Here is a 26,841-nt window from a genome sequence, read left to right as displayed (position 1 = left end):
TTTTTTTCCTTTTCGTTCCCTAATATAGTTTTAATCTTATTACTGGCAAATATTCTGTTTTTACAGTTCTATAACTTGGTTAATTGTCATTAATAAAAAACGGCCGGTTTGGGTTGATTCCGTTACGATACGTCTACTCTTAAAAAGCACTTCCCGCACAGCATCCTGCTTTTCACTGACAGCCACCTGCTGGACAATAAACCGACGGTAATCCTCTTCCAGATCGGTCGAAATTGAATAGAAATTAGCTTTGATGGCCATCAGCTTGGCAATTTCGTGGATGCACTGACCAAGCGCCTGCTGAGCCAATCGATAAGGGCGCAACTGCGAAGCTAACAGGCTGATAACCATATACCACGTAGCACCTGCCATAACCAGCCCCGTTCCTTCGATTACCCCGACCGTATCAAGTGGGCGCTCCATCATCAGGATCATGATCAGCAAAGCGGCCGTACCAACTGCCGTAGCCCGGTTGCCATAAACCCCAAACATGGAGAAGAAGAAGCCAAACACCAGAATCTCTACTCCCAACAGGTAGGGATTCTGGCGGGCAAAGCCAGTGATAAACGTAACAAGGCCGCTTATCAATACGCTGGCTGCCATGCCGTTACGTCGATGCATAACGGGGCCCGGCGCGTCGCTGATGCTCACATTTAAAGCTCCCAGCGACATGGTCATACCCGCCTGAAGTTGTCCAAATTGGGCCAATGCCAGTGCTGGCAACAGAATGGCCAGCGTAATTCTGAGCCCGTCAGAAAAGTACTGACTTGACAAAAAATAGCTGACTTGACGGGCAGGTTTGTTCATATACGCTCATTTATTCACAGACCGGGCTTCGACCGTTAAGCCGGTAATAAACCCGTTTTTCGCTCACCGATTTGCTGACGCCACATTGCGTAATAAAGTCCTTTCTGGGCAACTAACGTATCGTGATTTCCTGTTTCGACGATCCGGCCTTTTTCCAGAACGAAGATGATGTTGGCGTGCATAATCGTGGAAAGCCGGTGAGCAATCAGAATGGTAATCTGCGAGTTCATGGCCGATACGCTCCGAACTGTGTCCGTTATTTCCTCTTCCGTGAGCGAATCCAGGGCCGAGGTAGCTTCGTCGAAAATCAGCAGACGCGGCTGCCGGACCAGCGCGCGGGCAATCGATAACCGCTGTTTTTCGCCCCCCGACATTTTGAGCCCGCCCTCACCAATTTGTGTGTCCAGACCGTTGGGCGAACGGTCGAGCAGATGATCGCAGGCGGCTTTGTCCAGCGCATCGAGCATCTCCGCTTCGGTCGCGTCGGGTTTAACAAACAGTAAGTTTTCGCGGATGGTACCCGAAAAAAGATGCGTTTCCTGCGTAACAAACCCGATCTGCCGACGCATCGGATTGAATTTCAGATCTTTTGTTGACGTATCGTTGTAATAGATTTCTCCACTAACGGGCCGGTAAAGACCAACCAGCAATTTGACCATTGTGGATTTGCCCGAACCCGATGGTCCGACGAACGCAATGGTATCGCCGAGCGTCGCTTCGAAGGAAACCCCATCAATGGCATTTTGAACCGCATCTTTATGTCGGAACACTACGTTCTCGAATCGAAGCCGCTCAATTGGGCCTACCTCAATGGGTGATTCCGGGTTACGTTCGATGGATTTCTGCATCAGTTTATCGAAACCATTTAAACCCGCTTCCGCTTCCCGGTACGCCAGGATTATATTGCCTAAATCCTGCAATGGATTGAAAATGGAAACCGAAATAAATTGCATCGAAATCAGTTCGCCCGTACTCAATACGTTACGAAAAATTAACCAGAGTAACGTAAAAAGAACCGATTGTTTCAACAGATTTAACGTAGTGCCTTGCCAGAACGAAAGCAGACGGACTCGCCGGACTTTAAACATTTCCAGATCGAAAATGCGGCCTGTCTGGAGATTAAGGCGTCGGATTTCGGGAAATGTCAAGCCCAGGCTTTTGATAAGTTCTATGTTGCGTAACGATTCGGTAATGACGCCCGCCAGCAGCGCTGTTTCTCGATTGATGGACCGCTGCGTTGTTTTGATTTCTTTACTCAGAAACCCCGTTATTCCTCCCAATAGCAGGACGCCAATCAGAAACACTGGCACCAGAGCCCAGTGTTTGGTGACGGCATACCAAACGAGAAAACCTACCCCAACGATAGACGAAAACAGTACGTTGACAAAGGAATTGATAAACCTCTCAGTGTCGGTACGTACCTTTTGTAAAATTGACAACGTAGCGCCACTGCTCTGATCACCAAATTCCTGATAGGAGAGTCGCAGGGTTTGCTTTAGCCCATCATTGAAAATATCAGTACCGAATTTCTGAACAACCAATCGCATGACGTATTCCTGAAACCCTTTGGTAATGTTCGACAGGACAGCCACGGCAATGGCAAGGGCTAAAAGTTGTAGTACACCCTGAATTTTCTCTGAATCGGTTTTCTGACCAGGATGGGTAGCGTACTCGTCAATCAGTTTTCCGAAGATAATCGGGTCGACCAGTGAGAGGATCTGGGCAATACCTGCCAGCACTAACGCCAGGACAGCCAGCCATCGGTAAGGCTTAAGATATTTCCACAGAATCTGCATAGAGTGAGTATGGGGCTTTGGGCGCGGGGCGTAGGGTATTGAGAGAAAGGCGATTCCTATAGGTGAACAAACCTCCATGCCCAAAGCCCTATGCCCCATGTATTAATACGTATCCAGTTCCTGAATTCGGGCCAGATGCCGGCCGCCTTCAAAAGGCGTATCGAGCCAGATACGAACCAGTTGCAGGGCTGTCTCTTCCGACATCATGCGCTCGCCGAGTGAAATGACGTTGGCATCATTATGCTGCCGGCACAGACGGGCCGACTCCTCATTCCAGCACAAACCCGCCCGAACACCCCGTACCCGGTTGGCTGCTATGGCTTCGCCATTGCCCGAACCGCCTAAGACAACGCCCCGCTCCACTTCACCAGCCGCTACAGCTTCGGCAACGGGTCGAATAAAAAGTGGATAATCTACAGACGGTGTTTCGGCATACGTTCCTTTGTCGATTACCTCATGCCCGAGATCGATAAGCATTTGTTTGATGGCTTCTTTATAGCGGAAACCAGCGTGGTCGGAGCCAATAGCAATTTTCATGGGAGATATAAATGAATGAAAAACAAGGGCCAAAAGTAGTAGAATCATTGCCTAAGATGAAACCTTAACGGACTAAACTTGTTCGGAAAACAGACTGGCGGTAATTTGCGCCCGTCAATATAACCGACTTATGATTCCAGCTACCAACCAGCGCCCCCCGGCCACAGTGCTCTTTATCTTCGGGGGAAGTGGAGATCTTAATCTTCGTAAGCTTACTCCTGCTTTATATAACCTGTTCATTGATAAATACTTGCCAGAACGCTTTGCTGTAGTCGGTTTAGGACGTAGTCCTTTTACGGATGATTCGTTCCGGGAGCGTTTGCTGGAAGGCGTACAGGAATTTTCGCGCCGAAAGAACGGTCCCGACGATACCTGGAAGTCCTTTGCGCCCGCTATTTCTTACATGCAAATGGATGTTGCTGATGAAACGGCTTATTCCAAACTGTCAGATTTTGTTGGCGCTAAGAAAAAAGAGTGGAATGAAGAGCCGAACGTAGTGTTTTATCTGGCCGTGGCGCCCCAACTGGTTCCGGGCATTGCTACGAATCTGGGTAAGCTTCCGCTCTGTGGCGACAAATCGCACGTTCGGATTGTGGTTGAAAAACCATTCGGACATGATCTGAAAACAGCCCAGGAGCTGAATTCACTCTTAGGAGGTCTTTTTGCTGAAGAGCAGATTTATCGTATTGATCACTATCTGGGCAAGGAAACGGTACAAAACATACTGGCGTTACGCTTTGCGAACTCACTCTTTGAACCGATCTGGAACCGGCGTTACGTTGAATATGTGCAGATTACGGCTTCTGAAACGGTCGGGCTCGAAGGGCGCGGAGGTTATTATGAAGGGTCTGGTGCTTTGCGGGACATGATCCAGAACCACCTGCTTCAGATGCTGTGCATGGTAGCTACCGAAGCCCCCATTTCGTTTGATGCGAATGAAGTTCGAAACAAGAAAGTAGACGTATTGAACGCCATTCGCCGGATCAAACCTGAGCAGGTGAAAGACGTAGCTGTTCGTGGCCAATACGGTCCGGGTGAAAAAGAGGGAAAGGCGACTCCTGGATACCGGGAAGAAGAAGGTGTAAAACCTGATTCGGCGACTGAAACCTTTGCGGCCGTAAAGCTTTTCGTTGATAACTGGCGCTGGGAAGATGTACCGTTCTACCTGCGTACCGGAAAATCATTGCCTGAAAAAGCAACGCTTATAACGATTCAGTTCAAACCCGCACCCTACTACGCTTTCCCGGAAGAGGCAACGCACAGCTGGGAACCGAACCATTTAACGATTGGTATTCAGCCTGCCCGCGATATTCGGTTGCAATTCCAGGCAAAACGACCCGGACAGGCACTGGCTATTGATCCGGTCGAGATGGTGTTCAGCTACAAGGATGCGTATTCGGTTCAGGAGCCGGAAGCGTACGAAACACTGCTGCTGGACGTAATGACGGGCGACGCTACGTTGTTTATGCGGGCCGATCAGGTAGAGGCTGCCTGGAAAGTTGTGACGCCAATTTTGGATGCCTGGGCCGACGAAACGCCAGACTTTCCGAACTATGCACCTGGCTCCTGGGGACCCGAAGCGGCTATGCAGCTCGTTGAGAAAGACGGGTTTCAATGGATGACAAAATAACTACAGATATCAGTAGACGCGCTAACGCTATCGATTCCTGACTAACCCTTATCGACTTTTTTGTCATGACGACCAATCAACTCAATGCGCTTTTTGTTGATGATCAGAATCTGCCCTGGGAACAGGTTGCTGAAGGTGTCAAGCGTAAAATCATGACCTACGACGCCAACCTGATGATGGTAAAAGTAGCTTTCGAAACAGGAGGTATTGGCACTCCCCACAGCCATTATCATACGCAGATGAGCTACGTAGCGAGCGGGGCGTTTTCCATTACGATTGGTGACGAAATCCGAACGGTACGGACTGGCGATGCGTATTACATTCCGCCGAATGTCTGGCACGGTGCTGTTTGTGAAGAAGCAGGCGTACTGGTTGATATTTTTACGCCAATGCGCGAAGACTTTGTCTGAAAAATTATGCAGCTTATCGTTAAAAAGAATCCTACAGAGTTAGCCAAAGCCGCGGCCGACCTGATTACGAAGCGTATTAAGGATACGTTAAAAACAAAGGATCGATTTACAATCGCTTTGTCGGGTGGAAGTACGCCAAAAGCATTACATGAACTATTAGCTAAACCGCCTTATTTACAACAGATTCCATGGGCGCAGCTACACATTTTCTGGGGCGATGAACGCTACGTTCCCATCGACGACGAGCAGAGCAACGCCGGAATGGCATACGATACGTTGCTTGGGCATGTGTATACGCCTGAGGATCAGATTCACGTATGGCGCACAGATCTGGAACCCGAAGCTGCTGCTGCCGACTATGACCGGATTTTACACGACTATTTTGGGGATACTGGTCCTACGTTCGATTTGGTGTTGCTTGGTATGGGCGATGACGGACACACGCTTTCGCTGTTTCCGGGCACTGAAGTCGTTCATGAGCAGACAGCCTGGACAAAAGCTTATTTTTTACAGCAGCAGGATATGTACCGCCTGACGCTCACCGCTCCTGTTACCAATCGGGCGACTTGTATCGTGTTTTTAGTAGCTGGCCCTAAGAAAGCTGAACCGCTCAAAGAAGTTCTGGAAGGAGCCTTTAATCCAGACAAATATCCCTCTCAGATGATTAAACCGGACCATGGAGAGTTGATCTGGCTGGTCGACGAAAAAGCGGCCGCTGATTTAGATTGATAGACCCATAAGGTTTTGTGAACAAATAACCTTATTTTTGCTGCGCGTTTTCTTGGAAGAATGCAAATTCCGATTGACTGCAGTTTTATGGGCTGTTGGTAATTGGTTAACTCCACAGCATAAAATTATATGGGCGAATCGCTCCATTCATTTGTTTCGAAACGGCACAGTCCTCAGCCAGATACTGGCAAGAGCGCAAAAAGCTATCCGAAACTAACACTTGTTACGCCCTCTTATAATCAGGCTCATTATTTAGAACGTACAATTTTGAGCGTACTGAACCAGAACTACCCAAACCTCGAATACTTTATTATTGATGGCGGTTCGACAGATGGCAGTGTTGATATCATCAAAAAGTACGAATCTTATCTAACGGGCTGGGTAAGCGAAAAAGATAAAGGCCAGACTGATGCAATTAACAAAGGTCTGCGACGAGCAACGGGTGATTACGTAGCGTTTCAGAATTCGGACGACGTGTTTGCCCCCCATGCTTTCGACCGTGTCGCTGATGCATGGCGTAAGTCGCCGGATACGGACGTTTTTTTCGGGGACATGTACATAACCGATGAGAACGACGTTATTCTGGAGGAGATGCGGGCTCCCGACTTTTGCGTCGAATGTCATATTTATGAAGGAATGCAGGTTTTTAATCAGTCGCTGTTTATCCGACGTGAACGACTCAACCAGGTTGGCCTGCTCGATGAAAACCTGCAATTTGTTATTGATTATGAAATTGTGGCTCGATTAGGTGTCGTTCCGGGAATTCGGTTTCAGCACGTCGACGGGTTTTGGGGAGGCTTTCGGGTTCAGCCTAATGCAAAATCGTCTACAATTACATCAGTAGGCTTAGCTGAGCATCAATTGATTAAGGAAAAATATCGCCCCAAATTAACTTCATCACTTAGCTCCACTTTCTGGCAGCGATACTGCCGATTACGTAAATTGCTGGCGTTTTTGTTGAAGGGGGAGTTTGGGTATGTTCGGCATCGACTTCAATTGAGCCGATCAAGAAAATGAACCGTAAACCGAAACGAGACATCGTTTATGAATGATTTAATTCGTTTTGTGCAGAAACTTGACTACATACGTTTGTGTGTGGGCATCTGCATACTCGTAGACGGATATCCTTTAATTTTCTTTTTCAGGGATGCGCTGCGACTGGCTCCAGGGAGTTCGGCATTCACTGCCGCAGCCTTCGCGGGCGGCTTAGTCCTGATGGTTCCGTTTACGGTGCTACGTCGGTTATATCGCCCTAACATTACTATGTTCTGGCTGGGAATAGGATTTCTGCTGCTCAGCATTATCTATATGTATGTTTATGCCTCTCCGGGTGTGCAGGATAAGGGAAGAGAAATGATATACTTTGCGTTTATCTTTATTTTTCTATTTCTGTTGATCAACATACCTAATGATATCATCACGGTAATTATACCGGTCATTGTCTTTTTTACGCTGGTGTCCAACCTGGGTCTTGTCTACTCCCTGATAACAGATCCTAGCTGGGCTATCGGCCAGCGGGCAACGATCGTTCTCAACAACAGCGAAGACGGATCAGGTAACCCGCACGTATTTGCCCGAAATGCCTTCATGGGTGTGGTGGCCTGCGCGATCTGGCTGATGCGTCCTGATACCAGCTTCTTTTTCCGGTTACTATCGCTGTTTTCCGGTGTTCTGAGCATTGCCGTATTGGTGCTGACACAAACGCGCTCCGCCATTGTCGCGCTGATTATTGCTGTCTTTTTCTTTATCGTTTTCAATGTTCGATCCACGCAAATACGGATGGCCGTTCGGGGAATCTTCAAGCCAGGGCCTATAATCGTCATGTGCATTGGTGTGGTGGGAATTATCCTGTTTTTTCGCCGGTACGATGATATCTACAGTGTTCTGTCCAGTTACGTAATCGGTTTTATCGACCGTAACCTGGAAAACGTTTATGCGCTTTTAGGTATGCAAGCGCAGGGAGTGGCCTACAAAGCGGTATTAGACGATTCGGCGGCTAACCGTTCAACCAGCTTTGGTTTTCTGACAAATATCTTGATCGGACATATGAATATGCTTGTCTTTGGATATGGCTATAAATATCAGTATCTGGATATACCGATCATTGAAGCGTTGACCAATCTGGGGGTTCTGGGCTTTATCCTGTTCGGTGGGATCAACGGTATGGTTCTTTATTATTCCATCCGAAACATGCGAATTCATCCAAACCAGCTCAGCGTGTTTTTAGCGTATTTTTATATGCTGATTCTGGTCCAGTTGTTTACTAATGGCCGTCCCTATGAGATGTTTTTCTGGATCCCGCTGGCTATGATGATCCGATTTATAGGAGTCGAACATTTGTTTCCCATCTATTTATCCGATCATCCCGCTGAAGTGAAGGGTGAGCAATACGTTGTTGTTTCAAATCCGACTTAATGCGCATCCTCATTGTTCATAATCTACTCTGGTCGCATTATAAGTCCAGTGTGTTTCAGGCGATTCAGCAACTTGTCGATCCGCAGGCAAATGTTCAGTTTAAGGTCATTCAAATTGCCCGAAACGAGCGCTCACGGGCTGGGCTGGAAGTGATAACCGATGAGAAAACGCCTACGTATCAGTATGATTATACGTTACTGTTCGATCGTTTTTGGGAAGAAATAACGGTCAAGGAACGTAGTAAGGCCTTATTTCACCATGTCCGCAAATTCAGACCGGATGTTATTACGTTGACCGGCTACTACGACCCGGCGCAAATTATGCTTCTGCTCTGGGCGAAAATGACAGGAATTCGTGTCATTATGCAGAACGAAAGTACCGCAGCCGATCATCAGCGCGGAAACTGGAAAGAGGCCCTGAAACGTAGCATTTTTCGGTTGTGTGATGGTTTCTTCTGCTTTGGTAATCAATCCGCTGATTACCTGATCCAGTTGGGTGTCAGACCAGAAAAAATTTTACTACGTAAAAATGCTGTAGATAACAACGCGATTCGTGCAGGGTATGAACAGGCGTTGATTAACCGGGAACAGCAGCAACAGGCGCTAGGCTTACGGCCCAATAATTTTGTTTTTGTTGGTCGCTTAATTGCCTTTAAAAACCTATCCATGTTACTGACAGCTTTCGCCGAGGCACAAAAGCAGTCGGCACAAGCGGCTGGCTGGGGATTAATTCTGCTGGGGGATGGGCCGGAACATGATCAGCTTAGTCATCAAATTAAAGCACTCAACTTAACGGTATCAGTTAGGTTAATACCGGGCCGCCCGTGGTATCAAGTACCAGAGGTGCTGGCAATGAGCAATGCACTCGTGCTGCCAAGCCGATCGGAGCCGTGGGGGTTGGTTGTTAACGAAGCGATGGCCTGTGGCATGCCTGTATTAGTTTCAGACCGTTGCGGCTGCGTTCCTGATCTGGTGCAGGATGGTAAGAATGGCTTCATTTTTAGCCCAGACCAACCCGATCAGCTCACTCAGTTGCTGCTACGTTTTATAAATGAACAAGTGAACGTATCAGAAATGAGTCGGTGGGCGCAAAAACTTATCGCTCCCTACGCGCCTGAAGTCGTTGCGCAGGAAATGCTGAACGGCTTTACATATATTCTCAGAAAATGAAGATTTTGCACATTTGCGCTTATACCTGGGCAATTGGTGGACCCGCTAAAATGATTTTCGATCATACGCGGGTTCATGCTGCCGAAGGACACGAAGTAACCATTCTCACCCCTGTTTCAGCTGATGATGTTATTTACGATACGGCACCTGGTGTGGTAGTCGTGCCAGTAACACGTCATTGGTTCAGTCGATTTTTCCCCGAATTTTCAGTTGGGCTCTGGCAGTATCTAAAGAAACATGGGAATGACTTTGATCTTATTCATGTGCATGGCCTTTGGCATTTTGGGAGCGTAACGCCATACGTAATGAAATTGCGCCCCCCCAAAATCCTTACGACGCATGGCTTGCTGGATCGATGGACCATACGTCGCAGTTATTGGAAAAAGCAGTTGATATCCTGGTTCGGTCAGCGTAAGTGGACAGCCGATACGCCCGTTATTCATGTAAATAATCGACAGGAAGTAGACGATGTTCGGCGCTACTTGGGGCATCCGCATCCGCATGTAGTTATTATTCCCAACGGCCTTCGACCGGCTGAATTTAAACAATTACCGCCACGCGGCCTGTTTCGGCAGGAGTTCGGAATCCGGCCTGATCAGAAGGTTATCCTTTTTCTGAGCCGATTAAATTTTAAGAAGGGACTGGACGTATTACTGGCGGCTTTTCTGCGCCTAAGTAACGAACGAGAGGATGTGCAGCTTGTGTTGGTGGGGCCAGACGATGGTTATTTATCGACCATACAGGAGTTTATTCAACAACATCAACTACAGGAGCGCATTTTATTACCGGGAATGCTCATTAAAGAGCAAAAATTAGCCGCTTTCGCTGATGCCGACATATTCACATTACCGACCTACTCGGAAAGCTTCGCCATTGCTGCTTTGGAAGCATTAGCTACTGGCGTGCCTTCTCTGCTGACTGAACACGTTGGTTTTGGAGATTATATCCGTTCGTACCAGTCGGCTCATCTGTGCGAGCCAACGGAACAATCTGTATACGATGGGCTGACGTATCTACTCAATAATCCGGATAAAGCGGCAGAACTGGCACGCAACGCCCAGAAAATGATTGCTGAAGAATGCGATATTGATGTGCTTGCCAGACGATTGCTGGATACGTACAAAGGAATTGTGCATCGGTAATAAGCGTTACGTTGCCTTAAACACCTACGCTTTTTTGAGCGGATTTCGGAGTTACATGAGCTGGATTTAACCACTTGCGTAGTAAACGGCGAGAGGGTGTTTCGATTTTTTCGAAGCAGAGAGCAGAAATGATAAAGAGTAACCCTAGATAAAAAGCTACGTATAGGGTAGAGTTGAGGTGTATAAAACGCTGGTTTAACTGAATCGATGCTAAACCAACGGGTACTTGTAACAGATAAATTCCGTAACTGATTTCACCCAGGTAGACTAGCCTGGGCTGACTAAGCCATCGAGCGAAAGCGCCCTGCTGTACGGTTAAAAATAGAATAGCCAGAATAAACAAGGGAGCTAACAGACCATCATGATAATAGATCATCAGACGAGCTTCATCAAGTATCAGGTAAATGGTTGATACCAAGAAAAGCAGGAAAAGCGCTGTGATTATGGAGCGAGTTCTGACCATAATTTGCCAGTGTCTTAACGTCAATATACCTGTACAAACTCCACAAATAAACGTACTTAAGTGAAATAAGGGGAGGTATAAGAGAATAGGTGGAGACGTCGCCTTATCATAATAGTAGATAAAGATATATTGATTGATAACCCACGTTAGAGCGGCAAAGAGGATAATCTGAGCGGTTGTTTTGCGAATTAGCCACTGAAAAAGGAAGGGAAAAATCAAATAAAATACAGCTTCCACCGATATGGACCAGCTTGGATAGTTTAAGGAAGGTGTCCATTTTAAAACCCAGGCATGCAGTAGCGTAATTTCGGGTATAAAGGTGGCTATACCCCACGGTAATACGTTCGTATCAACCTGTAAAGTGGGATAGAGTAATAGAAACGTGGCTACAGTGGCAAATAGGTGTAATGGATAAATTCGGGCAAACCGATTAACCCAAAACGGACGCCTGGCAATCTGAGTGGGTAAATCAGTGCCTGACGCATTGGAAACGACCAGAATAAATCCAGACAGAAGAAAAAAATAACTTACCATGGCTGGTGCCTTAGACAGCAAAAGGCCAACAGCAGGAAGATTACGAAGGGTATGAGAAGGTATATGAAAAACAACAATGAGAATAGCCGCTAGAAATCGGGTAAAGGTTAATTGGGGGAGTTTCATACAATAAGCCCACTAGCAACTGCCAAAAGAGCAGGGTAAATATAATTTAATCAAATCGTTACTGGTACGATCTCATTCCAGTTTACAGCTTGTTCAGCCTGGGCCAGATCCACAAAAGGAAAATCAATCAGGAGTTGCCTGAGTTTAGGCAGGCAATTCTTAAGGCCATAATACGACTTAAACTGCCGGGCACGGCTCAATCCCGGAATCATTGGCTGACCAGGATCAAAATCACGGGGATGAAAATACGTCATGACGTAGTTGGACCGTCGCATCAGCTCCTTAATCATAGGGTAGGGAAACAGCCGGAAGTACCCTCCACCAGAAAAGATCAAATCCTGTCCCAGTACAGAAGCCGTATTGATCGGAAATTCTTTCAGCAACGTACCGTTTACGTTCAGATACCCCGGTTCAAACATGCCAAGTGAGGCATCGCCACCGTGTGCACGACGGGCGGAGAATACAGAACAATCAATTTCGATTCCCTGCTCAACCAGAATTGGGAACACCCAGCGGTTATATTCTTTGATCGAAAACCCGGGAGCGCGGTACGATCGAACTTTTTTCCCTGTTAAATCCTGTAAGTGTTTAATCGAGCGCACTAAGTCAGTCTGAAAGTCGGCTGGACTTTGCTCGTACGCAAGCTGATGCGCGTAGGAATGCGTAGCAATCTCAAACCCTGCTTTGTCGATACGTCGGATTACATCAGGATGCTTATCGGCAACCCAGCCGAGACAGAAAAACGTAGCACGGCTATTGGTATCGTCTAAAAGCTGGAAAATACGATCCATATTCTCGTAAATACGTGTTTCGTAACGCCCCCATTCGGCTTCGGTACGAGTTGACGCATTATCCAGAATATGGAACCACTCTTCAATATCGAACGTCAGTATATTCATAAAAAGTCGTTAGCTGCCAGTCGATAATAAATAGGGTTGTAATCAACGTATCGAACGACTGGTAACTGGTAATTAATAAAACCGCTTCCCGCGTGCCAGAAAAGCCTTTACATCATCGCGGGTAGGAAAGGTAAAATAAGTCATCTGCGAGGCATCGTTCTCAATAAGTTCGTACTTGCCCGAGTGAATTTTTTCGATAGACTCCAGAATGGCGTCCATTCCCATTTTTTTCGTTACGTCGATTAGTTCAGCCTGGGTCATATTGCCGATGGCGAGCTTATTCTGAACCAGAATAGGGCCGCTGTCAATACCTTCGTCAACAAAAAAGACAGAAACTCCTGTGTGCGTTTCGCCATTTTTCAATACCCAGAAGGAAGGCATCAAGCCCCGGTATTTGGGCAACAGTGCTGTATGGAGGTTAATACAGCCGAACGTAGCAATGTCCAATAGCTTTTGCTTGAAAATCTGATTGCCGGCAATCGACACCAGAAGGTCGGGTTTATAAGCCCGCAGCTTCTCCAGATTTTCGTCTTTATTAATACTACCCTCAATGTGAACTAGCGGAATATTTCGCTCTGAGAGTACCTTACGTACGTTGTTCCGACTGTCGAGTTTGGACATGACGAATTTAGACCCGTACCGAATAAAGAAAGGTAAACCAAAGATATTGTAGGTTTTCTTCATTTTCTCCATGAAACTTTCCCGCTTTCCAAAAGGCGATACGTCGAAGACAACAGTAGCCACCACTTCGGCGTAAGGAGGAAGTTTTTTCAGGAGGTAATCGATGTTACGGGCCAGGTAAAATGGATCATCCTGCGTAAGAATCACAAGGCGCATACAAACTGGTAGAGTAGTAAGGTCACAAAAGTACGTATTCTAATGAATAGTTTGCTCTTCGAAAATAGTACAAAAACAATATGATACTTTTGTGAAGTAGATTTGAAAGCTTTGTCCTATATAAAAAAAGTTATAATATTGCATAATTAAAAGGCCAGGGAGTATGCTGGTAAAATGTGCCTTTTTCCTCGGAAAAGAACTGAAACAGGCCACTTATTCTATATTAGTACAATAGAGTATGACTGATGTATCTGTCATCATTCTGACGCACAACGAGGAAAAACACATCACTCGCTGTTTACAGAGCTTACTTCCGTTTACGGATAAAATCTTCATTGTTGATTCATTTTCTACAGACCGAACCGTAGAAATCGCTCAATCGATGGGGGCCGTTGTTGTTCAGAACGTGTGGGTCAACTACGCAACGCAGTTTAATTACGGCATTGAACATACGCCTTTTCAGACGACCTGGTTGATGCGCATGGACGCCGACGAATACGTAATGCCGGAGTTAGCCGACGAAATCAATCGCCGATTAACAAGTTTGCCGGATGGAGTAGGGGGTGTTTATGTAAAACGTCGCGTATTTTTCCTGAACCGTTGGATGCGCCACGGAGGTTTTTATCCGATCTGGTTGTTACGTTTGTGGCGTAGGGGTGATGGGTTCTGCGAGCAGGTCTGGCATGATGAGCATATCAAAATTACCAGAGGTGAGCCCATTCAGTTTGAGCACGATATTGTTGATCATAATTTGAACAACCTGACCTGGTGGACGCAGAAACATAATCATTACACCATTCTGGAAATGATCAATCTGCTTAATTATCGGTATCAATTTGATAATGCCGAAAAAGTGCAACCTAAACTGTTCGGTACGCAGGAGCAACGTGTTCGTTTTCTGAAAGAAAAGTATGCCTCACTGCCGTTGTTCACCCGGCCCATTCTGTATTTTATTTATCGGTATTTTGTACGGATGGGCTTTCTGGATGGGCACGCTGGTTTTGTCTGGTGTTTTCTACAGGCACTGTGGTATCGCTTTTTGGTCGATGCAAAACTGATGGAGGTGAACATTCGGGTTGGGCAGGATAGAGACAAAATAATTGACTATTTCCGAACGGAATACGGGAAAGATCTGAGAGCTATTCGTCCACAACAGGTCAGTCAAGCCTAAACGAATGACTTTGCCACTCGGAAGTTTGCAAGATGGAAGCACAGAAAGATTCGTATAACTTACCAACCAGCCAGCCAAATGGCAGGACGGACCTGTCGATTTTTGATAACAGTTGGTACGACCACGGACCGCGGTGGCGAGTGATACTTTGGTTTTTGACAAATGCTTATTTTTTGAATACCTATTTGCCTGTACCATCGAGCATTAAAGTAGCTGTTCTCAGGCTATTTGGGGCTAAGATTGGAAAAGGGGTTATGATCAAACCCGCGGTTAACATCAAATATCCCTGGTTACTTCGGATAGGGGATTATGTCTGGATTGGTGAGCAGGTGTGGATCGATAACCTTAGCGAAGTTGTGATTGGCGATAATTCCTGTCTTTCGCAGGGCGCTATGATTCTGACGGGTAACCATAACTACAGTCTGCCGACTTTTGATTTGACAACCCGGCCTATTACGTTAGCGGATGGCGTATGGATAGGCGCTAAATCTGTGGTTTGCGCGGGTGTACGCTGTGAGTCACATGCCGTATTGGCCGTTAATTCGGTAGCCACGCATTCGCTGGATGCGTACGGAGTTTACCAGGGCAATCCAGCCAAATTAGTCCGAAAACGAACGTTTAAAGCGTGAAAGTTTCCATTATAACCGTGGTTTTCAATGGCGCGGAATTTATTCGGGATTGTATCGAATCGATTCTGAACCAGACGTACCCCGAAATTGAATACATTATCGTAGATGGCCGATCGACCGATGGGACAGTCCAGATTGTAGAATCATACGGTAAGCGAATTGCTAAGTTTGTATCTGAACCCGACAAGGGTTTATACGATGCCATGAATAAAGGTATAGGTATGGCAACGGGCGAGGTGATCGGCTTACTCAATGCTGACGATTATTATCGTCACAATCGCGTCATTGAAAACATGGTTGCTACGTTCGAGCGGACGGGCAGCGACGCGGTTTATGGTGATATGATGTACGTAGATCGGGATGATACTCGTAAAATAAAGCGATACTGGCGGTCGGGCTGGTATTCCGGAAATGCATTTCTCTGGGGTTGGATGCCTGGTCATCTATCCTTTTTTGCAAAACGCTCACTTTATGAGCAGTACGGTTTATTCCGACTTGACATGAAAAGCGCAGCCGATTATGAGCTTATGCTACGCTTCATTCATAAAAACAAGATTAAACTGGGCTACATGGACGAAGTAACCATTGTCATGAGAATGGGCGGAATCAGTAACAGTAGTGTAAAAAACCGCCTACGGGCTAACCGGGAAGATCGCTTAGCCTGGCAGGTCAACAATCTAACTCCTTATTTCTTTACGTTCTGGTTAAAGCCGCTACGTAAAATAAACCAGTACCTTACCAAGCCGCCGAGGCTTTCTGATACGCAGCAGGAAGCCGTTAAATCAAATTAGTTTGCATAGTTGTCGAAAACGTTGATTTTTACGCCCCTCTCTTGAAATCAGCGGGTTATTTTCTAACAAAAACCCACATCATGAATATAGACCTGTTTATTGCTTATCTACAACATAAATGCGGTGATGAACTTTTCATGCTGGGCTTGTACCAGTGTGTACTGGCGTTTTTAGTTGCCTGTTTTGTTTCCGTTGTCGCCATTCCGGTTGTTATCCGTATTTCTGAACTGAAATCACTCATGGAGAAACCAGGCGAACGGCGGGCTCACACAACACCAACGCCAACCTTCGGCGGAATAGCTGTTTTTGCCGCTATTCTGATTGGGTATTTCTTGTGGCCAAGTATCGACCAGACGGATATCTACCGCACCAATCTGTCCATTGTGGGCATGACTATCCTGTTCTTCGTCGGCATAAAAGATGATTTAGTAGGCATTGACCCTACGAAAAAGCTTCTTTTTCAGGTGCTTGCCTCTATAATTCTGATTTTTTTTGGTGAGCTGCGCGTCGACTATCTGTATGGTATTTTAGGGTTTCATCATATTGAAGAAGTTGTTAGTATTTTACTGACGTGCTTTATTTTCATTGCGCTCACCAATGCCATTAACCTCATTGATGGCATTGATGGATTGGCAGGCGGTATTGCTACCATCGCTAGTGGTACGTTTGGAGGCTGGTTTCTACTAACAAATCATTTCACAATGGCTTGTCTGGCTTTCACACTGTCTGGTGCATTAATCGGTTTTTTACGGTTCAATTTTTCGAAAACCAGCAAGATTTTCATGGGCAATACTGGCTCATTGATAATTGGCTTTATGCTCGCCTTCTTTGCTGTGCGTTTCGTAAATCTAAATGCATCCTATCGTTACGAACCGACGGCCTTTTTCAATGCGCCAATTGTTGCAATTGTCATTCTGATTGTTCCAATTTTTGATACGTTACGGGTGTTTTTGGTTCGGATTCTTGCGGGTCGTTCCCCCTTCTCTGCCGACCGTAACCATATGCACCATATACTGCTAGACAACGGGCTATCACATATTGAAGCTACAGCCGTACTATGTGGTGTATCGTTGTTCAATACAGTTATGTTCTTTTTATTACATCGTAACATATCCAATACGTTATCATTAATCATTTTAGGTTGCCTTTTTGGCTTATATATGTTCGTAAGTTTTGGCCTTAAAATGCGTGCAATGTATATGTCTACACATCCACGTTTACGGAAAGCTATGCTACGTCGTGAGTGGAAGAACAGCGTAGCAGGCCGCAGACGTATTGTCGATTATTTATAACACGTAACAAAACAGAGAGCCCGCTAGCTTACTTGCTAGCGGGCTCTCTGTTTTGTTACGTGTTACTGATATAAAGTAGGTTAATTAGAGTACATTCGCCTAATTATCAGCGCAATTAATGTAGAGTATAGTAATAGGAGACGACTTAGTTAGGTGAGAATATAAAGCTGAGGAAAATTACTGTTACCAAACGACCTTTCCTGTACGTTGATTAAAATAAACGGTCTCTTTTGGTCTCGGGCTGGTTCATAGCTTGGCGGGCCGTTTCCATACCCCTTTGTTTTCTATTATTTACCCCATATATAAAAAGCATGCCTTGTGAGGCATGCTTCCCAAAGTTAACTAGCTATATCTTACAATTAAGCTATTTCGACGTTCACGGCATTTAAGCCTTTCTTACCGCGCTCGACATTGAATTTTACTTTGTCATTTTCACGGATTTGATCGATAAGACCTGAAGCGTGTACAAAAATATCGTCGCCACCATTGCTTGGGCTAATGAAGCCAAACCCTTTGGTCTCATTGAAAAATTTTACTGTTCCTTCTTGCATTTTTTTATGATTTGTCACAAATAACGACAATATAAATCGAGATTACTACTATTTGCTTTATTTTTTTTACATTTATCCTATAAAGAACCTATGTTAAGCAAGTTCTTCTAAATGCTTTATGGATAAATAAACGAAAAGACGCAACTTATTGAGTAGGGCATTGGTTCTAAAGGTAAATGTGGCCCCAATCAGTCGTAACAGGTAACCAGGTTTCGACTGATTGGGGCCATGTCGTTTTATCCAAGCCTTTACTTGGATTTTTATCTAGTCATTACTTTACATTAATCCCGATAATCCCTATGGGTAGATCACAGGAAACATTTTCGAAAAAAGAGAAGGAAAAAGCCAGAGATAAAAAGAGAAAAGATAAAGAAAAGAAAAAAGAAGATCGTAAAGCCAGTGCCAGCAAAGGGCAGAGCCTCGATACAATGCTGGCCTATGTTGATGAAAATGGTAACCTGACGCATACACCCCCTGACCTGCAACGGATGAAAACGGTAGACATTGATGATATTGTGATCCGTGTTAGTAGACAAGAAAATGTACCTGATCGAGCTTATCGGGAGGGGGTCATCAGCTCATATGCTGAATCGAAAGGCTATGGGTTTATCAAAGACAGTCACTCTCAACAGACAATTTTTTTTCATAAAAGTGGGCTTATAGATAAAATTCAATTGGATAATAAAGTGAGCTTCCAGGTGGAAACGGCTGAGAAGGGACTCCGAGCCATTGATGTAAAAAAGCTTACTTAATCGAATTGATATCCGGGTAAGTCCGTTTCTCTTCAATTGCTTTGAAGCAATAGCTAATAGCCTGTTGCGTTAACTTTTAGAATGAATGGGGTTTTGCCTTCACCCGGATACGCTCTCCACTGATAGAAGCTGGCGGTTGTATTCAGTTAACCACCATCTATACTACTTGCCCACTACTAGTCGAAAGCTGTTTACAGGTAAACACAACAGGTAAGCTTACAGTGCTCTCAGCTATTATTATTCTGTTGCCGTCAACGCTGATTCCGCATTACTGGCACTGATTGCAACTGAATAAAACAACCTGAATTATTGCGCTACGGTTTATTACAATCCTATATTGTCAACTATTAATTGACTATAATTTCTCATATAAAATTGCTTTTAACGCTACTGCCTCCCTATGAAACAGGCTCCAAAACCAACCACTAAAGATCGCCAGCGGATTGCTCAACAATTAATAGAAGCTAGTAAAAAGCCTTATTTAGTGCAGAACATGCCAAAAACCGTTCTTTATTTAACGCCAGAGCAGGCGTCAAAACGTACGGATTTAATTCCACAATTTACTCTTCACGATTGTTGACTCGTTAAATTTGCTGGCTCTAAAACACTCATACACTATTCTAAACGTATCGTTAATCTTTATTATGAACAAACAAGCCTATATTCCGAAAGTAGTTGACTGGGCCAGAATCCGTGGTTATTCTAACATTAAAGCCAATGCCGAGGGATATTCGATACCAGGAAGTTATGGTCGGCAAGGTGATGGCGAGTCGTTTATACCTGACGTAACGGGGCAACAATTTGACCGAAAATCATATTTTGAGGTCATACTTAAAACAAAAGATACGGAATACTTAACCGTTAAGCTAAAATTACTCTACCAATTGGCCCTCTTGAATGGTGGTCAGTTATTTCTAATGGCTCCTAAAGGTCACTCTACTTTTGCTAAAGCAATGGCAGATAATAACCGTATAACTGCCGAGATTATTGTTTTAGATGAAATCAAGAGCAAAGCCAGGTAGATTTAGTCGTCTTTCTCTATCAACGGGTTAACCATGCGGCTTTTTAAGCCTAGTATCTCAACGTATAAAATTTTTAATAATGTCATTTATTGATAGGGTTCTTCAAAAACCATCCTACGGATGGGCTCATGAAAATGGTGATTTAGTCATTCCAACCACAGGCGAGTTGTATGCAGAAGCGCTAGCACGAATTAATGTATTTGCCACACGCAAGAATTGGATTTCGGCCATCAGCTGGGTAATGGCTGCTTGTCTTGTTCCATTCGTTTTACTTGCTTTTTTTAAATTCTTTTCAATTCCCTTATTTTTAATTGGCCTACTTTATAGTATGCTAATTATGAGCACACATGGCACTATCTGGTTTCATCGATACAGCACTCACAAAGCTTATACATTTAGTCATCCTTTCTGGCGATTTGTTACACAAAACCTTGTTCTAAGGACGTTTCCGGAAGAGATCTATGTTGTCTCTCATCATGTTCACCATGCTAAATCGGATTTGCCAGGCGATCCCTATAACGCTAGGGGAGGCTTTATGTATTGTATGTTATCGGACGTCAATCACCAAAGTATTGCCAAGGATTTAACGGAAGATGAGTATGCCAGAGCCGCAGGATTTTTGAAACATACGGGTGTTTGGATTAATACGTACGCTGCCTATTTAAAGTGGGGATCAATCGCTTCTCCTTTTTATACCATTGGCCTCTGGCTTCTAAATTGGGCATTCTGGTATGGTTTGTTTTTCTTGGTTGGGGGGCATGGTCTGGCCTGCGCTTTGTTTACAGGTGCTATGTTTTGGTTTGTTCTGGTCCGTGCCTTTAATTACACTGGGCACGGTAAGGGAGAGGTAAAACACGTCGAAGGAGTTGATTTCGACAGACGGAACCTCTCTGTCAATCAGGTGAGACCGGGGCTATTTTCCGGCGAATGGCACAATAACCATCATCTATATCCGAGCAGCGCACGTGCTGGTTTTCTGCCTTTTCAATTGGATATGGCCTGGGTTTATATTTTTAGTTTATACAAACTTGGAGCTGTTTCTTCCTATCGGGATAACAAAAAAGATTTTTTGAAAAAGTACGCAGGTCAAAAGAGTATAGTTATAAGTCAACCATGATTTTTGCCTCAGATGTTCCTGTAATATTATTATTCTGATAATTCCGTTTCCGCTGATACTCTCTTTTATTCTAAACGAGTAGAGCCCAAACTCTACTGGTATTCAGCCACCAGAGTAAGGAAAACTAAATGAGTTAAAAATCACCGAATAGTCACCAGTTGTGTTGAGATAGCTTCAGATTTATGAGGTGTATCAAATAAAAAACCACTTACAGCAAAAAGTCTGTAAGTGGTTTTTTTTACGTGATCCCGAAGCGACTCGAACGCTTGACCGTCTGCTTAGCATGCCAACTGCAGTTTTCACTGCTGTACAAGTGTTTCTTATACATTTGTGGTCTGGACTATGTCTTCACCATATTCTCGTTTGGAGAACGTAGGTGGTTGCCGTTTAGTCTCTACACCTTCACCTGTTTAACCAGGGCTTGGCTCGGTGTTATCATTAACCCGGGTCGTCAAAATGAAAATTTGCACTAACTGTAAAATCGAGAAATCCAGTGAGAGCTTCTACAAATCGAAGGCTCACAGCCAAGATGTAATGTGTTATTGTAAGGTTTGTTTCAGCCAGAAGGCAGTAAACCGATGGCTCGAACGTAAACGAAAAGCAATCAGCTATAAAGGAAATCAGTGTACTGATTGTGGTTTACACCTTTCAACTACTCATTACTCGGTCTTTGAATTTCATCATGTAGATCCATTTAGAAAAGGCCACGACTGGACTAAACTACGCCTGAAGTCATGGTCTGCTATCTAAACAGAGCTAGACAAATGTATTTTACTTTGTGCTGATTGTCATCGAGTAAGACATTCAAGGTTAGAAGAGTTCGCCGAATTTGACAACATCCCATAAACGGTTTCCCAATTTTATGGCTCCTAACGATAAAGGCAGATGCTCTATCCAACTGAGCTACAGGACCAACTCTACTTATGAATGGGTATAGCCAAAACGCCAGTCATTCATATCGTGCTTCAAAAATACGCAAATTGCGTGGATTCTGCAAAAAGAAGCTACTTTCCCATCCATTGTTTGAAATCACTAACCTTCTCGCGACTGACAAGAGCTTCTTTATCAAAAACTGGACGAAGACTTAGCGCAAGTCGATTGCCGAAATAAGGCTGCATTTGTTCCACAGCCTGATGGGTTACTAGAACACCCCGATTAATCCGGAAAAAGCGATTCGGATCAAGTGCATCCGCTAGTTCGTCAAGGGTATAATCGACCAGGAATTTTTGGCCTGAATGCATAGCAAAGAAACTATACCGTTCATCTGTGTAGAAATAGGCAATGTCGCCAACCTCCACAGATAGCATGCGCTGGCCCTGACGTACCAGAAAACGCTGACGATAATTGCGGGGCGCCTGCCCTTGAAGCTGCTGTAACAGTTTCTCAATTTTAAAAGCCGGGGCTTCGACCGTCTGGCCACGTAGGTCTTCGTATTTTTGCAGGCTACGTTGTAAATCCTCGCGCTGTACCGGTTTTAGCAAATAATCGATACTATTTACTTTAAACGCCTGTAGGGCATATTCATCATACGACGTAGTGAAAATAACCGTACTACGTACTGGCGTCCGCTCGAAAATTTCGAAGCTCTGACCGTCTGCGAGTTCGATGTCTAAAAAAATCAGGTCCGGATCGGGGTCGCCACTCGCCCGATGATTTTCCAGCCAGGATACAGTATCCTCAATGCTGGCTGTGACGCCTAATACGGCCAGTGAGGGCGAAACTTCATTCAATAATTTCTTAAGCTTACGTACAGCTAATTCTTCATCTTCAACAATCAGAGCATTCATGCGTTGATCAGGGCTTTTTGGAGTAGAGGTAAAATAACGGTAAACGAATCGGGGCCAGGCTTGATGATGGGTTCCGACTGGGCTAGTAATTGATATTTAGCCCGGATATTAGCCAGGCCAACCTGCGTTGAATCAACCCGAACTAGTTCTGAACGTGCGGCTTTTTTCTGGATATTATTACTTACCAGTAAGCAGCCGTCCGAAGTTGTCATGATTTCGATACGTAGCGGTCGACTAGCCAGTATCACATTGTGCTTTACTGCATTTTCGACCAGCAACTGTAAGGTAAGCGGAGGAAGTCGATGCTGACGGTAATAGTCGTCAACCTGTACGCTGAGGTGCAGACCATCTCCGTGCCGGGTTTTCAGTAAATGATAATACGAATCAATAAAGCCTAACTCTACATCTAGCGTGGTTAATTCGTCGCTTTCGTCAGTAGATACGTCATCGCCCGACGATCGGTTTGTTTGCAGCATGTACCGATATACGCGCGCCATCTGATCGACAAACTGTTCGGCGCGCTTAGGCTCATCAGCAATTAAGGACGACAGTGAATTCAGACTGTTGAACAGAAAATGCGGATTGACCTGACTTTTTAGCCCCTGTAGCTTTCCCTGCAAATTTTCTTTCTTGAGTTTTTCTTTATTGACCTGATGCTGCTGCCATCGGTTCAGGGAATACGACGTTTCGTTGATACCTACCAGCAATAAAATAGCAATCAGATCGAAACCATAAACGGAAACTAAAGAGTCTGTGGTGAGCTTCGAACCGAAGGGGTGGAAATGAATAAAAAACCAGGCGTATAGGGACAAAAAGAAAGCCGACAGACCGGTAAATGCCAGCGCCATCGTGGCGGCACGTATGATGGTCTGGTGCAGTTCGGGGTATTTACGAACAACCGCATCAGCCGCCCAGTCGTGCGGGATGAAGGCAATGGTTGTTAAAAGCCAGACCAGGGACGTAACGCCCAGAAATACCTGCCAGTCCTGCAAATAAGATGGGCCAACAGCCAGGTAACTTAATGTGGGAACAAACCAGGGTATCAGCAGAACATACGACCATCTGCCGCGCGCTGTCAGGCGTAGCACGGAGCAAATACGGTCGAATGCAATTCTATTCATAGTACGTGGCTAGGTCGGTTACCCTGATATGATAAAGATACTAGTAATGTGATAGAATCATTTTGCTGGGTTGGATCAATTGCACAAACAGTGATGTGAATTGGCAGAAAAGAACCCTTAACCGAATCTGTGTTTCAGTACGTTTCACTAAACTTTTTGATTGAAAAGTGGTAAAGAGACTTTAAAATAAGTATCCGTAGCTTCCACAACAACGGCCTCCTGACTTAGCAGATCGTACTGAGCGACCAGGCTGACCAGACCCGCCCGGATGGTTTCCATACGTATCGTTTTTTGCTGACGGTTGTTGGTCACCTGGAGCCATCCGTTGGGTGTAATCTCGATGGAAATTACCAGTGGCTTACTGGCCGACATACTATTGTGTTTCACTGCATTATCGACCAGAGTTAACAAGCTAAGCGGGAGCAGATGGCAGTTCAAATGTACGTTGCTGACCTCAGCCGGCCGCTCAATACGCAAACAGTTGTTATAACGTACTTGTAGCAGATCAGCATACAGATGAATAAATTCCAGTTCGGCCTGCAACGTAACAAGTTCACTTTGTTCGATAGATGATCTGCCATCGCGTAGCCGGTCCGTCGATCGGCCGCTTTGCAGCATGTACCGATACACGCGCGCCATTTTGTCAACAAATTCTTCCGCCTGTTTGGGCTCCTCGCCAATCAGCACTGAGAGTGAGTTGAGCGCATTAAACAAAAAATGCGGATTCAACTGACCTTTCAACGTATCATATTGATGCTGTAAAGCCTGGCGCTGAAGCTGTTCATCTTCCTGAAGTTCCAGCTTCCATTGCGCATATGAATAAATTAACCCCAGCGCTATGCACAGAAACGCAGCGAAGAGTAGCCCAGTAACCCATATTGGCCGTACAATCGACCAGTTAAACGTAACACCTGTTATTGGAACGAGGCTGTAGATCCATACGTAAAAAATCGAGAGCACTATGGTGATGGTGCCGACAGCCAGTAGCATCACAATGGTTCGGGGAATGGTTTGCTGCATGCCCGGATAATGCCGAATAACCCAGCGTATGGCCAGTGTCAGCAGGAAAACAGAAACCCAGTATAATCCAAATGCCAGGGCCGTTCCGACCAGAAAGAAAGAAAGGTTTGTAAAATAAGGCAGCCCTATAAAGTAATAATTGGCAATCGGAAATAGCAACGGCATCATAAACACGTGCCATTGCCACTCACGCTTAAAAAAGAAGTGAGGCCGGTAATTATCTATTGCAGCGAAAGCAGACCAGTTAGTACGTAAGGGAATCATAGGTCGAATTGACAAAAGTCGGCTCGTACCCACCAATAGTCAGGCCAGAGGTGCAGCAAGTGTTAAAAAGGTTGTATGAATTGAGAAAACTGGTGTATGAATTGTAATGGCTGACTCAACTCATAATCTGTAGAAACGTATTACGGTTACCGTAAGCTGATTAAATGTCTTGGCAAATCCAGTACGCTCCGGCGCATTTCGTCAAATCTGCTTAATTTAGACGGCTGAATCGTTATACGATTGCACCACCAGTACTATATGGTTCGAACCATTTATCAATATCTGACTAAAAACGTATCAAAATGGGAGCTTGGCTATCATGCTCTGTTCGTTCCTGTACTAATTCCTCTTTGCAATTATTATTTAATCGGACCGCCTTATTTTTCGAGCCCGGGCTTACTTATTGGCGGTAGTGCGTTGCTGCTGATGTTGTATTTTCTGTCAACATTCATTATCAGCAAAGCCGTACGTTGGGCGATTAGTTATTATCCTGACGTAGAGCAATCAACGCAGCGTACGCTGACCTTGTTGGTCGTACTCAGTAGTTTATCGAGTGCAGCGGTTCTACTCGACGTGTTTGTTTACAGCCTGATTCCTGCTTTCAAAACAGAGTTTACCTGGACGGTTATCCGGCCCATACTCATTCTGACATTACTATTCGATTTTACTTTCTGCACAGTCCTTAGTTTGTCCTACGCTTATCAGCAATGGCATAAAGACCAGACAGCCAGCGAACGTCTTCGGCAGGCTGCGTACCAGAATCAGCTAGACGCTTTGAAAATGCAAATCAACCCGCATTTTCTGTTCAATAGCCTGACATCCTTGTCGTCACTTATCAGCGAAAACAAGCAAAAAGCGGGGAAGTTTGTCGATGAGTTGTCGAAAGTGTATCGCTATCTGCTACAGGCCAACGACCGCGAATTGGTTAGTCTGAGAACCGAAATGAATTTTATTGCCAGCTATGGTAATCTATTGCAAACACGCTACGGTCCGAGCTTATTCATTACGCATTCCATCGACCCGGCTTATTCAGAACGCATGCTGATTCCTCTAAGCTTGCAAACCCTGGTCGATAACGCGATCAAACACAACGTAATGTCGCCGGGAAAACCACTGCTGATCAGCATAAAAACAACGTCCCAGGGAGCCGTGCTGGTGCAAAACAACCTGCAACGTAAAGTTGTTAAAGTCGAGACGTTGCAGGCCAGCCTGTCGACGCTCCGGGCGAAATACCAGTTGATAAGTAATGTTGACGTACTGGTTGAAGAAACCGACGAATACTTTACGGTTCTCTTACCGCTGTTGGCCAATCAAACCGTAAGCGAATCGTAAGCGAATCAACAATTTATTTATCGGTCAATTCCAGCGTATATTTTTACAACTCTTACACCGCTTTGTGCAAAACAGCCGCAGAAAAAGGCAGTTCGGTGCATTTTGGTGTGAACGTAACGAATCCTATACGCAACTTGCTACCGATTTTAAACCCATAGTCATACGTATGTTATGAAGCAGATTGCTGCTGACTTATATCGTCGATTGCCGCGCGTTCGGCCTCAGACTCAGTGGCACTTTCTGTTACTGTTCCCGTGGTTTATTCCGCTGTTGACGTATTGGGTCATCGGCCCCAGCTATTGGACTGATCCTTTGATCTTCTTTCCGGCCACTACTCTAAATCTACTTATTGCCGGATGCTGCCTGGTTACGCTGGACATCTTTACGCAAAAGGTCATTCGGCGCTATCCTAATCTGGGGCAAACCTGGCAGCGCGTCTGGCGGCTGGTTCTTGTGTTCATGCTTGTTACGCCCTGCTTTGTTTTCGGCACGATAGCC

General features: G+C 45.1%; 26 protein-coding genes and 2 pseudogenes. 17 read left to right on the top strand and 11 right to left on the bottom strand.

Annotation, left to right across the window (positions count from 1 at the left end; all coding sequences use genetic code 11):
• Positions 1-60: 60 nt before the first annotated feature.
• The 3 genes from ACOJS8_RS14395 to rpiB form a co-directional block, all read right to left on the bottom strand.
• A complete protein-coding gene (locus ACOJS8_RS14395) occupies positions 61-807 on the bottom strand; it encodes an FUSC family membrane protein (RefSeq protein ID WP_420149240.1) in 747 nt (248 codons plus the stop codon).
• Positions 808-842: 35 nt separating this feature from the next.
• Positions 843-2,603: an ABC transporter ATP-binding protein gene (locus tag ACOJS8_RS14390; protein ID WP_420149239.1), complete on the bottom strand. Its 1,761-nt coding sequence runs from the start codon at positions 2,601-2,603 to the stop codon at positions 843-845.
• Positions 2,604-2,705: 102 nt separating this feature from the next.
• On the bottom strand, positions 2,706-3,140 hold the full coding sequence (gene rpiB, locus ACOJS8_RS14385; RefSeq protein ID WP_420149238.1) for a ribose 5-phosphate isomerase B: 435 nt from the start codon (positions 3,138-3,140) through the stop codon (positions 2,706-2,708).
• A gap of 130 nt (positions 3,141-3,270) precedes the next feature.
• On the opposite strand from rpiB, the gene zwf reads away from it, so the two are divergent.
• The 6 genes from zwf (at position 3,271) to ACOJS8_RS14355 (ending at position 9,493) form a co-directional block, all read left to right on the top strand.
• Entirely contained in the window at positions 3,271-4,770 is a 1,500-nt protein-coding gene (gene zwf, locus ACOJS8_RS14380) for a glucose-6-phosphate dehydrogenase (RefSeq protein WP_420149237.1), read from the top strand.
• 65 nt (positions 4,771-4,835) lie between these two features.
• Positions 4,836-5,180 carry a cupin domain-containing protein gene (locus ACOJS8_RS14375; protein ID WP_420149236.1) on the top strand — a complete coding sequence of 115 codons (345 nt, stop codon included), beginning with the start codon at positions 4,836-4,838 and terminating at the stop codon, positions 5,178-5,180.
• A 6-nt stretch (positions 5,181-5,186) separates the two neighbouring features.
• Positions 5,187-5,909 (top strand): 6-phosphogluconolactonase, encoded by a 723-nt coding sequence (pgl, locus tag ACOJS8_RS14370; protein ID WP_420149235.1) that lies wholly within the window; start codon positions 5,187-5,189, stop codon positions 5,907-5,909.
• A gap of 129 nt (positions 5,910-6,038) precedes the next feature.
• Positions 6,039-6,926, top strand: a complete 888-nt coding sequence (locus ACOJS8_RS14365; RefSeq protein ID WP_420149234.1) for a glycosyltransferase family 2 protein — start codon at positions 6,039-6,041, stop codon at positions 6,924-6,926.
• A 27-nt stretch (positions 6,927-6,953) separates the two neighbouring features.
• Positions 6,954-8,324 carry an O-antigen ligase family protein gene (locus ACOJS8_RS14360; protein ID WP_420149233.1) on the top strand — a complete coding sequence of 457 codons (1,371 nt, stop codon included), beginning with the start codon at positions 6,954-6,956 and terminating at the stop codon, positions 8,322-8,324.
• Positions 8,324-9,493 (top strand): glycosyltransferase family 4 protein, encoded by a 1,170-nt coding sequence (locus ACOJS8_RS14355; RefSeq protein ID WP_420149232.1) that lies wholly within the window; start codon positions 8,324-8,326, stop codon positions 9,491-9,493. Before ACOJS8_RS14360 ends, ACOJS8_RS14355 begins: the two co-directional genes overlap by 1 nt.
• Here ACOJS8_RS14355 and ACOJS8_RS14350 read toward each other — a convergent pair.
• Positions 9,470-9,526 (bottom strand): annotated as a pseudogene (locus tag ACOJS8_RS14350) (hypothetical protein); the annotation flags it as partial. The gene ACOJS8_RS14355 and the pseudogene ACOJS8_RS14350 sit on opposite strands and share 24 nt — an antisense overlap.
• Here ACOJS8_RS14350 and ACOJS8_RS14345 point away from each other — a divergent pair.
• Positions 9,505-10,635, top strand: coding sequence for a glycosyltransferase (locus ACOJS8_RS14345; protein WP_420149241.1), 1,131 nt, complete (start codon positions 9,505-9,507; stop codon positions 10,633-10,635). The pseudogene ACOJS8_RS14350 and the gene ACOJS8_RS14345 sit on opposite strands and share 22 nt — an antisense overlap.
• A 16-nt stretch (positions 10,636-10,651) precedes the next feature.
• Here the strand turns inward: ACOJS8_RS14345 and ACOJS8_RS14340 are convergent, their stop codons facing one another.
• The 3 genes from ACOJS8_RS14340 to ACOJS8_RS14330 all read right to left on the bottom strand — a co-directional run bounded on the left by ACOJS8_RS14340 (position 10,652) and on the right by ACOJS8_RS14330 (position 13,494).
• Positions 10,652-11,758, bottom strand: a complete 1,107-nt coding sequence (locus ACOJS8_RS14340; protein WP_420149231.1) for an acyltransferase family protein — start codon at positions 11,756-11,758, stop codon at positions 10,652-10,654.
• A gap of 50 nt (positions 11,759-11,808) precedes the next feature.
• Positions 11,809-12,657: a polysaccharide deacetylase family protein gene (locus ACOJS8_RS14335; RefSeq protein ID WP_420149230.1), complete on the bottom strand. Its 849-nt coding sequence runs from the start codon at positions 12,655-12,657 to the stop codon at positions 11,809-11,811.
• Between the two features lie 72 nt (positions 12,658-12,729).
• Positions 12,730-13,494: a methionyl-tRNA formyltransferase gene (locus ACOJS8_RS14330; RefSeq protein ID WP_420149229.1), complete on the bottom strand. Its 765-nt coding sequence runs from the start codon at positions 13,492-13,494 to the stop codon at positions 12,730-12,732.
• Between the two features lie 238 nt (positions 13,495-13,732).
• Here ACOJS8_RS14330 and ACOJS8_RS14325 point away from each other — a divergent pair, with 238 nt between their 5' ends.
• From ACOJS8_RS14325 to ACOJS8_RS14310, 4 genes are all read left to right on the top strand, one after another.
• Positions 13,733-14,665 (top strand): glycosyltransferase family 2 protein, encoded by a 933-nt coding sequence (locus ACOJS8_RS14325; protein WP_420149228.1) that lies wholly within the window; start codon positions 13,733-13,735, stop codon positions 14,663-14,665.
• 32 nt (positions 14,666-14,697) lie between these two features.
• Positions 14,698-15,294: a WcaF family extracellular polysaccharide biosynthesis acetyltransferase gene (locus tag ACOJS8_RS14320; protein WP_420149227.1), complete on the top strand. Its 597-nt coding sequence runs from the start codon at positions 14,698-14,700 to the stop codon at positions 15,292-15,294.
• Positions 15,291-16,085 (top strand): glycosyltransferase family 2 protein, encoded by a 795-nt coding sequence (locus ACOJS8_RS14315; protein ID WP_420149226.1) that lies wholly within the window; start codon positions 15,291-15,293, stop codon positions 16,083-16,085. Before ACOJS8_RS14320 ends, ACOJS8_RS14315 begins: the two co-directional genes overlap by 4 nt.
• An 80-nt stretch (positions 16,086-16,165) precedes the next feature.
• Positions 16,166-17,377 carry a glycosyltransferase family 4 protein gene (locus ACOJS8_RS14310; protein WP_420149225.1) on the top strand — a complete coding sequence of 404 codons (1,212 nt, stop codon included), beginning with the start codon at positions 16,166-16,168 and terminating at the stop codon, positions 17,375-17,377.
• A 359-nt stretch (positions 17,378-17,736) separates the two neighbouring features.
• Here the strand turns inward: ACOJS8_RS14310 and ACOJS8_RS14305 are convergent, their stop codons facing one another.
• Positions 17,737-17,928, bottom strand: coding sequence for a cold-shock protein (locus tag ACOJS8_RS14305; RefSeq protein ID WP_420149224.1), 192 nt, complete (start codon positions 17,926-17,928; stop codon positions 17,737-17,739).
• 299 nt (positions 17,929-18,227) lie between these two features.
• On the opposite strand from ACOJS8_RS14305, the gene ACOJS8_RS14300 reads away from it, so the two are divergent.
• The 4 genes from ACOJS8_RS14300 (at position 18,228) to ACOJS8_RS14285 (ending at position 20,819) form a co-directional block, all read left to right on the top strand.
• Positions 18,228-18,680: a cold shock domain-containing protein gene (locus ACOJS8_RS14300; protein ID WP_420149223.1), complete on the top strand. Its 453-nt coding sequence runs from the start codon at positions 18,228-18,230 to the stop codon at positions 18,678-18,680.
• A 400-nt stretch (positions 18,681-19,080) separates the two neighbouring features.
• Positions 19,081-19,260 carry a hypothetical protein gene (locus ACOJS8_RS14295; protein WP_420149222.1) on the top strand — a complete coding sequence of 60 codons (180 nt, stop codon included), beginning with the start codon at positions 19,081-19,083 and terminating at the stop codon, positions 19,258-19,260.
• 64 nt (positions 19,261-19,324) lie between these two features.
• Positions 19,325-19,702: a hypothetical protein gene (locus ACOJS8_RS14290; protein WP_420149221.1), complete on the top strand. Its 378-nt coding sequence runs from the start codon at positions 19,325-19,327 to the stop codon at positions 19,700-19,702.
• A 79-nt stretch (positions 19,703-19,781) separates the two neighbouring features.
• Positions 19,782-20,819, top strand: a complete 1,038-nt coding sequence (locus tag ACOJS8_RS14285; protein ID WP_420149220.1) for a fatty acid desaturase — start codon at positions 19,782-19,784, stop codon at positions 20,817-20,819.
• Positions 20,820-21,823: 1,004 nt separating this feature from the next.
• On the opposite strand, the gene ACOJS8_RS14280 is transcribed toward ACOJS8_RS14285, so the two are convergent.
• The 3 genes from ACOJS8_RS14280 to ACOJS8_RS14270 all read right to left on the bottom strand — a co-directional run bounded on the left by ACOJS8_RS14280 (position 21,824) and on the right by ACOJS8_RS14270 (position 25,011).
• Positions 21,824-22,606 (bottom strand): LytR/AlgR family response regulator transcription factor, encoded by a 783-nt coding sequence (locus ACOJS8_RS14280; RefSeq protein WP_420149219.1) that lies wholly within the window; start codon positions 22,604-22,606, stop codon positions 21,824-21,826.
• Positions 22,603-23,727 carry a sensor histidine kinase gene (locus ACOJS8_RS14275; protein WP_420149218.1) on the bottom strand — a complete coding sequence of 375 codons (1,125 nt, stop codon included), beginning with the start codon at positions 23,725-23,727 and terminating at the stop codon, positions 22,603-22,605. The genes ACOJS8_RS14280 and ACOJS8_RS14275 overlap by 4 nt, the downstream gene beginning before the upstream one ends.
• Positions 23,728-23,874: 147 nt before the next feature.
• A complete protein-coding gene (locus tag ACOJS8_RS14270; protein WP_420149217.1) occupies positions 23,875-25,011 on the bottom strand; it encodes a sensor histidine kinase in 1,137 nt (378 codons plus the stop codon).
• A gap of 258 nt (positions 25,012-25,269) precedes the next feature.
• Between ACOJS8_RS14270 and ACOJS8_RS14265 the strand changes: the two genes are divergently transcribed.
• A complete protein-coding gene (locus ACOJS8_RS14265) occupies positions 25,270-26,343 on the top strand; it encodes a sensor histidine kinase (protein WP_420149216.1) in 1,074 nt (357 codons plus the stop codon).
• 171 nt (positions 26,344-26,514) lie between these two features.
• A pseudogene (locus ACOJS8_RS14260) lies at positions 26,515-26,841 on the top strand (hypothetical protein); the annotation flags it as partial.

This window comes from Spirosoma sp. (assembly GCF_048594605.1).
GTDB lineage: Bacteria > Bacteroidota > Bacteroidia > Cytophagales > Spirosomataceae > Spirosoma.
The sequence above is the reverse complement of the archived record's forward strand: the minus strand, read 5'-3'. Positions and strand labels throughout refer to the sequence as shown.

Bases quoted from the DNA above. Each gene is read 5' to 3' on its own strand.
- ACOJS8_RS14395 (WP_420149240.1), bottom strand. From the start codon at position 807: ATGAACAAACCTGCCCGTCAAGTCAGCTATTTTTTGTCAAGTCAGTAC.
- ACOJS8_RS14390 (WP_420149239.1), bottom strand. From the start codon at position 2,603: ATGCAGATTCTGTGGAAATATCTTAAGCCTTACCGATGGCTGGCTGTC.
- rpiB (WP_420149238.1), bottom strand. From the start codon at position 3,140: ATGAAAATTGCTATTGGCTCCGACCACGCTGGTTTCCGCTATAAAGAA.
- zwf (WP_420149237.1), top strand. From the start codon at position 3,271: ATGATTCCAGCTACCAACCAGCGCCCCCCGGCCACAGTGCTCTTTATC.
- ACOJS8_RS14375 (WP_420149236.1), top strand. From the start codon at position 4,836: ATGACGACCAATCAACTCAATGCGCTTTTTGTTGATGATCAGAATCTG.
- pgl (WP_420149235.1), top strand. From the start codon at position 5,187: ATGCAGCTTATCGTTAAAAAGAATCCTACAGAGTTAGCCAAAGCCGCG.
- ACOJS8_RS14365 (WP_420149234.1), top strand. From the start codon at position 6,039: ATGGGCGAATCGCTCCATTCATTTGTTTCGAAACGGCACAGTCCTCAG.
- ACOJS8_RS14360 (WP_420149233.1), top strand. From the start codon at position 6,954: ATGAATGATTTAATTCGTTTTGTGCAGAAACTTGACTACATACGTTTG.
- ACOJS8_RS14355 (WP_420149232.1), top strand. From the start codon at position 8,324: ATGCGCATCCTCATTGTTCATAATCTACTCTGGTCGCATTATAAGTCC.
- ACOJS8_RS14340 (WP_420149231.1), bottom strand. From the start codon at position 11,758: ATGAAACTCCCCCAATTAACCTTTACCCGATTTCTAGCGGCTATTCTC.
- ACOJS8_RS14335 (WP_420149230.1), bottom strand. From the start codon at position 12,657: ATGAATATACTGACGTTCGATATTGAAGAGTGGTTCCATATTCTGGAT.
- ACOJS8_RS14330 (WP_420149229.1), bottom strand. From the start codon at position 13,494: ATGCGCCTTGTGATTCTTACGCAGGATGATCCATTTTACCTGGCCCGT.
- ACOJS8_RS14325 (WP_420149228.1), top strand. From the start codon at position 13,733: ATGACTGATGTATCTGTCATCATTCTGACGCACAACGAGGAAAAACAC.
- ACOJS8_RS14320 (WP_420149227.1), top strand. From the start codon at position 14,698: ATGGAAGCACAGAAAGATTCGTATAACTTACCAACCAGCCAGCCAAAT.
- ACOJS8_RS14310 (WP_420149225.1), top strand. From the start codon at position 16,166: ATGAATATAGACCTGTTTATTGCTTATCTACAACATAAATGCGGTGAT.
- ACOJS8_RS14305 (WP_420149224.1), bottom strand. From the start codon at position 17,928: ATGCAAGAAGGAACAGTAAAATTTTTCAATGAGACCAAAGGGTTTGGC.
- ACOJS8_RS14300 (WP_420149223.1), top strand. From the start codon at position 18,228: ATGGGTAGATCACAGGAAACATTTTCGAAAAAAGAGAAGGAAAAAGCC.
- ACOJS8_RS14295 (WP_420149222.1), top strand. From the start codon at position 19,081: ATGAAACAGGCTCCAAAACCAACCACTAAAGATCGCCAGCGGATTGCT.
- ACOJS8_RS14290 (WP_420149221.1), top strand. From the start codon at position 19,325: ATGAACAAACAAGCCTATATTCCGAAAGTAGTTGACTGGGCCAGAATC.
- ACOJS8_RS14285 (WP_420149220.1), top strand. From the start codon at position 19,782: ATGTCATTTATTGATAGGGTTCTTCAAAAACCATCCTACGGATGGGCT.
- ACOJS8_RS14280 (WP_420149219.1), bottom strand. From the start codon at position 22,606: ATGAATGCTCTGATTGTTGAAGATGAAGAATTAGCTGTACGTAAGCTT.
- ACOJS8_RS14275 (WP_420149218.1), bottom strand. From the start codon at position 23,727: ATGAATAGAATTGCATTCGACCGTATTTGCTCCGTGCTACGCCTGACA.
- ACOJS8_RS14270 (WP_420149217.1), bottom strand. From the start codon at position 25,011: ATGATTCCCTTACGTACTAACTGGTCTGCTTTCGCTGCAATAGATAAT.
- ACOJS8_RS14265 (WP_420149216.1), top strand. From the start codon at position 25,270: ATGGTTCGAACCATTTATCAATATCTGACTAAAAACGTATCAAAATGG.